A 6,148-nucleotide genomic window follows, 5' to 3' on the forward strand; every position below is an offset into this window, starting at 1 on the left:
ATCTTCGCATAATTATGCGGTCGTGTTGGCCGGATTAAGCAGCAAGCTGGCTGAAGACGGCGCGCCATTTGTGAAAAATGCGAATTCACTTCTTCGCCATTCCCAGGTTTGCCCCATGAACGCCGAACTGCCGCGCATGTCCCTGCTGATCGACGGTGCCTTCGTCGAATCGACCACCGGCACCTGGAAGGACATCGTCAATCCGGCCACCCAGCAGGTGCTGGGGCAGGTCCCGTTCGCCACCCTGGACGAGGTGAACCGGGCCGTCGCCGCGGCCAGGGAGGCCTTCAAGACCTGGCGCAAGACCCCGATCGGGACCCGCGCGCGCATCTTCCTCAAGTACCAGCAGCTGATCCGCGAAAACATCGGCGAGCTGGCGGCGATCCTCACCGCCGAGCAGGGCAAGACCCTGCCCGATGCGGAGGGTGACGTGTTCCGCGGCCTGGAAGTGGTCGAGCACGCCGCGGCCATCGGCAACCTGCAGCTGGGCGAGCTGGCCAACAACGTGGCCAACGGTGTGGACACCTACTCCTTGCTGCAGCCGCTGGGCGTGTGTGCGGGCATCACCCCGTTCAACTTCCCGGCCATGATCCCGCTGTGGATGTTCCCGATGGCCATCGCCACCGGCAACACCTTCATCCTCAAGCCGTCCGAGCAGGACCCGATGGTGACCATGCGCTTGGTCGAACTGGCCCTGGAAGCGGGCATCCCCAAGGGCGTGCTCAACGTCGTCCACGGTGGCGAGGAGGTGGTCAACGCGCTGTGCGACCACCCCGACATCAAGGCGGTGTCGTTCGTCGGTTCGACCCGGGTCGGCACCCACGTCTACCAGCGCGCCTCGCTGGCCGGCAAGCGCGTGCAATGCATGATGGGCGCCAAGAACCACGCCGTCGTGCTGCCCGATGCCAACAAGGAGCAGACCCTCAATGCGATGGCCGGCGCGGCGTTCGGCGCAGCCGGCCAGCGCTGCATGGCCGCCTCCACCATGGTGCTGGTCGGCGCGGCGCGCGAGTGGATCCCGGAGCTGGTGGCCAAGGCCAGCACGCTCAAGGTCGGCCCCGGCCATGCCAAGGGCATCGATGTCGGCCCGCTGATCTCCACCACCGCCTGCGCCCGGGTGGAGGGCCTGATCGAGTCGGGCATCAACGAGGGTGCCAAGCTGGAACTGGACGGCCGCAAGCCGCAGGTGGAAGGCTACGAAAAGGGCAACTTCGTTGGTCCGACCATCTTCTCCGGGGTCAAGCCGGGCATGCGCATCTACGACGAGGAGATCTTCGGGCCGGTGCTGATCATCCTGGAGGTGGACACGCTGGAACAGGCCATCGCCCTGGTCAACGCCAATCCCAATGGCAACGGCACCGCGGTGTTCACCCAGTCCGGCGCGGCTGCACGCAAGTTCCAGGAAGACATCGACGTGGGCCAGGTCGGCATCAACGTGCCAATCCCGGTGCCGGTGCCGATGTTCTCCTTCACCGGCTCGCGCGGCTCCAAGCTGGGCGACCTGGGCCCGTACGGCAAGCAGGTGGTGCTGTTCTATACCCAGACCAAGACGGTCACCGCGCGCTGGTTCGACGACGACACCCTCAGCCACGGCGTCAATACCACCATCAGCCTCAAATAACGCCGCCGCAGAAGCCTTCGCGAAAAGAGCCAGTGCCATGAACGCAGTGATGAAGCTCCCGCACGACGCGGCCGAACTTTCCGAACAACAGCAGGCCTTCCGCGAGGCCGCGCGCGACTTCGCCGACAAGGAGCTGGCGCCGCATGCCGCGCGCTGGGATGCCGAATGCGTGTTTCCGCGCGAGGCGATCGCCAAGGCCGGCGAGCTGGGCTTCTGCGGGCTGTACTCGCCGGAAGAGGCCGGTGGCCTGGGCCTGCCGCGGCTGGATGCGGCGGTGGTGTTCGAGGAGCTGGCCAGCGTCGATCCCTCGACCACCGCCTTCATCACCATCCACAACATGGCCACCTGGCTGATCGCCAGCAACGGCACCGCGCAGGTGCGCCAGGCCTGGTGTGGTGGACTGACCAGCGGCCAGAAGCTGGCTTCGTACTGCCTGACCGAACCGGGCGCCGGCTCGGATGCGGCCTCGCTGAAGACCCGCGCGGTGCGCGATGGCGGTGACTATGTGATCGATGGCGCCAAGGCCTTCATTTCCGGTGCCGGCGCCACCGACGTACTGGTGGTGATGGCGCGCACCGGCCAGGCGGGCGCACGTGGCATCAGTGCCTTCGTCGTGCCGGCCGATGCCAAGGGCATCACCTACGGCCGCAAGGAAGAAAAAATGGGCTGGAACAGCCAGCCCACCCGCAGCATCACCTTCGATGGCGTGCGCGTCCCGGCAGCCAATCTGCTCGGCAGCGAAGGCGATGGCTTCAAGCTGGCGATGAAAGCGCTGGACGGCGGCCGCATCAACATCGCCGCATGTTCGCTGGGTGCGGCCCAGGGCGCGCTGGATGCCGCACGCCGCTACCTGGGCGAGCGCAGCCAGTTCGGCAAGAAGCTCGGTGAGTTCCAGGCGCTGCAGTTCAAGCTGGCCGACATGGCCACCGAGCTGGTCGCCGCCCGGCAGATGGTGCACACCGCCGCGCGCAAGCTGGACGCAAATGCCGGCGATGCCACCGTATGGTGCGCGATGGCCAAGCGCTTCGCCACCGACGCAGGCTTCTCGATCTGCAACGATGCGCTGCAGCTGCATGGCGGCTACGGCTACATCCGCGAATATCCGGTCGAGCGCCTGCTGCGCGACTGCCGCGTGCACCAGATCCTGGAAGGCACCAACGAGATCATGCGCGTGATCATCTCCCGTCACCTGCTGGCCAGCGACGAGGCCCTGCGATGAGCTGGCGCGACGACTCCTATCCCGGCCTGAAGATCCAGGCCGACGGCCACATCGCCATCCTCACCCTGGCCAACCCGCCGGCCAATACCTGGACGGTGCACAGCCTTGCCGCGCTGCGCGATCTGGTCGGGGCGCTCAATGCCGACCGCCAGATCTATGCGCTGGTGGTCACCGGTGAAGGCGAAAAGTTCTTTTCTGCCGGCGCCGACCTGAAGCAGTTCGCCTCCGGCGACAAGGCCGCCGCGCGCGAGGCGGCCCGGCGCTTCGGCGAGGCGTTCGAGGCATTGGCCGCGTTCCGTGGCGTGTCGATCGCGGCGATCAACGGCTATGCGATGGGCGGCGGGCTGGAATGCGCGCTGGCCTGCGACCTGCGCATCGCCGAGGAGCACGCGCAACTGGCCCTTCCCGAAGCGGCCGTCGGCCTGCTGCCCTGCGCAGGAGGGACCCAGGCGCTGCCGCGGCTGGTCGGCGAGGGCTGGGCCAAGCGCATGATCCTGCTGGGCGAGCGCGTGGACGCGGCCACCGCGCTGCGCATCGGCCTGGTCGAGGAGCTGGCACCCAAGGGCGAAGGTCTGGCGCGTGCGATCGAATGGGCGCACCGGGCCGGCAAGCAGAGCCCGACCAGCGTGGCCGCGTGCAAGGCGCTGATCCAGGCCACCCGCAGCGGCAGCTTCGCCAGCGCGCTGGTGGCCGAACGCGAGGCCTTCGTCGATCTGTTCGACACCGCCGACCAGGCCGAAGGCGTCAATGCCTTCCTGGAGAAGCGTGCGCCGCAGTGGACCAACGCATGAGCCAGGTCACTGCTGCCGCCCAGGCCCCGGTCCTGTTCGAAACGCGCGAAGGTGTGGAAGGCAAGTGCATCGGCATCGCCACGCTCAATGCGCCCAAGACGCTCAATGGGCTGTCGCTGGAGATGGCGCGCCTGCTGGACGCGCAGCTGCGGCGCTGGGCCGACGATGCCGCCATCGCCTGCGTGGTGCTGCAGGGCGCGGGCGAGAAGGCCTTCTGTGCCGGCGGTGACCTGCACGCGCTGTATCGCAGCATGCGCGAGTACCGCGAGCGCGGCAGCACCGACATCACCTCCAACACCTACGCGGCGGCGTTCTTCGAAGAGGAATATCGCCTCGACCATTTCATCCATACCTATCCCAAGCCGCTGCTGTGCTGGGGCCACGGCATCGTCATGGGTGGCGGCATCGGCCTGATGTCCGGCGCCAGCCATCGGGTGGTGACCGAGCGCTCCAAGCTGGCGATGCCGGAGATCGGCATCGGCCTGTTCCCCGATGTCGGCGGCAGCTGGCTGCTGGCGCGCGTGCCGCGTGGCGGCGGATTGTTCCTGGCCCTGACCGGAGCGCCGCTCAATGCCGGCGATGCGATCTACGCCGGCCTGGCCGATGTGTGCATCGACAGCGCGCAGCAGCAGGCGGTGCTGGACGCGCTGGTCGCCCTGCGCTGGCAGGGCCAGGGCGAAGCCGACCGCGACGCACTCAGCGCGCTGCTGCAGGGCTTTGCCCAGGCGCCGGCCGCCGGCCCGCTGCAGGCCCACGCCGACACCATCGCCAAGCTCAGCTACGCCGGCGCGCTGGAACAGGTGGTCGCGGCCATCGCCGCGCTGCAGACCGACGATGCCTGGCTGCAGGCCGCCCAGGCCACGCTGGCTGGCGGTGCTCCGGGTTCGGCGCGGCTGTCCTGGGAACTGCAGCACCGCGCCGCCGACCTCACCCTGGCGCAGACCTTCCGCCTGGAGTACATCGTGGCCCTGCACGTGGCCGCGCATGGCGACTTCGCCGAGGGCATCCGCGCGCTGCTGATCGACAAGGACCGCAGCCCGCACTGGAACCCCGCCACCCTGGCCCAGGCCGACGCGCGCTGGGCCGAGGCCTTCTTCGTTTCGCCCTGGCCCGAGTCGGCGCATCCGCTGGCCGACCTGTCGTAGGGGCGGCGCATCCCCGCGGTGCCTTTCCTGCGGAAAGCCGCCGCGGCCAAGTGCCGCGCCCACACGCATCCACACCTTCGGAGGACAACCACATGAGCCGTATCGCTTTCATCGGTCTGGGCAACATGGGCGGGCCGATGGCCGCCAACCTGGTCAAGGCCGGCCACAGCCTGCGCGTGTTCGATCTGGTCCCGGCCGCACTGCAGGCCGCGCAGGCCGCCGGCGCGCTGCCGGCCACCTCGGCCGCGCAGACGCTGGAGGGTGCCGAGGCCGTGATCTCGATGCTGCCGGCCAGCAAGCACGTGGAAGGCCTGTACCTGGGCGAAGAGGGAATCCTGGGGCAGGTCCCCGACGGCGCGCTGGTGATCGACTGCAGCACCATCGCCCCGGCCAGTGCACGCAAGGTGGCCCAGGCAGCCGGCGCGCGCGGCCTGGCGATGCTCGATGCGCCGGTGTCCGGCGGTACGGCCGGTGCGCAGGCCGGCACCCTGACCTTCATCGTCGGTGGCGAGCAGGCTGCGGTGGAGCGTGCCCGGCCGATCCTGCAGGCGATGGGCAAGAACATCTTCCACGTCGGCGCCAGCGGCGCCGGTCAGGTGGCCAAGCTGTGCAACAACATGGCCCTGGGCGTGATCATGGCCGTGACCGGCGAGGCGATCAGCCTGGGCGTGGCCCACGGACTGGATCCCAAGGTGCTTTCGCAGATGATGGCCGTCAGCACCGGGCGCAGCTGGGCCACCGAGGTCTGCAACCCGTGGCCGGGCGTGCTGGAGAATGCACCTGCCTCGCGCGGCTACCAGGGCGGCTTCGGCAACGACCTGATGCTCAAGGACCTGGGGTTGGCCGTGGAAGCGGCGCTGGCGGTGGGCGCGACGATCCCGCTGGGCGAGGTGGCCCGCAACCTCTACGCGATGAACAAGCAGGCCGGCCGCGGCGGGCTGGATTTTTCCAGCGTCGTGCAGCTGGTGACCGACAAGCTCGGCTGAGCAACCGAGGGGGGGGTAGGAGCGCACCGCAGGGGCGCGATGAGGCTTTCCCGGCGAGGCCCATCGCGCCCCTGCGGTGCGCTCCTACGGGGAGAAAAGCTCGGCGGCGCTGGGCCGCACGACCGCCGTCAGGGTGCCGCGCAGCCGGCCTCGGTGACGATGCCTTGCCGGGGAAGCCCCATCGCGCCCCTGCGGTGCGCTTGTGTCTGCGCGAAGGTCTAGAGTTTGGGTGGAGAGCGATGTGCGGCAGGCCGATGGGGCGCAGTGTTGCCAAGCACGTGTAGGAGCCCGGGCCGCCGCACATCGACCTCGTCCCTAGCCCGAACAGTTGAACGAGCTCAAGCTCGAACTTCACAAGCGTGGGCAGGATCGAGGCGGCTCTCTCC

General features: G+C 68.7%; 5 protein-coding genes. All 5 read left to right on the plus strand.

Features of this window, described 5'->3' with window-relative positions; genetic code table 11:
* Nucleotides 1-115: 115 nt before the first annotated feature.
* A complete protein-coding gene (locus D9R12_RS10585) occupies nt 116-1,621 on the plus strand; it encodes a CoA-acylating methylmalonate-semialdehyde dehydrogenase (protein WP_014159749.1) in 1,506 nt (501 codons plus the stop codon).
* Between the two features lie 37 nt (nt 1,622-1,658).
* Nucleotides 1,659-2,840: an acyl-CoA dehydrogenase family protein gene (locus tag D9R12_RS10590; protein WP_122230348.1), complete on the plus strand. Its 1,182-nt coding sequence runs from the start codon at nt 1,659-1,661 to the stop codon at nt 2,838-2,840.
* A complete protein-coding gene (locus D9R12_RS10595; RefSeq protein ID WP_014159751.1) occupies nt 2,837-3,631 on the plus strand; it encodes an enoyl-CoA hydratase in 795 nt (264 codons plus the stop codon). Before D9R12_RS10590 ends, D9R12_RS10595 begins: the two co-directional genes overlap by 4 nt.
* The gene (locus tag D9R12_RS10600) at nt 3,628-4,776 is read left to right on the plus strand and encodes an enoyl-CoA hydratase/isomerase family protein (protein WP_122230350.1); all 1,149 of its coding nucleotides are present in this window, start codon (nt 3,628-3,630) and stop codon (nt 4,774-4,776) included. Before D9R12_RS10595 ends, D9R12_RS10600 begins: the two co-directional genes overlap by 4 nt.
* 92 nt (nt 4,777-4,868) lie before the next feature.
* The gene (gene mmsB, locus D9R12_RS10605; RefSeq protein WP_014159753.1) at nt 4,869-5,762 is read left to right on the plus strand and encodes a 3-hydroxyisobutyrate dehydrogenase; all 894 of its coding nucleotides are present in this window, start codon (nt 4,869-4,871) and stop codon (nt 5,760-5,762) included.
* Nucleotides 5,763-6,148: the final 386 nt, after the last annotated feature.

The sequence above is a fragment of the Pseudoxanthomonas spadix genome (assembly GCF_003703395.1).
Classification (GTDB): Bacteria; Pseudomonadota; Gammaproteobacteria; order Xanthomonadales; family Xanthomonadaceae; genus Pseudoxanthomonas_A; species Pseudoxanthomonas_A spadix.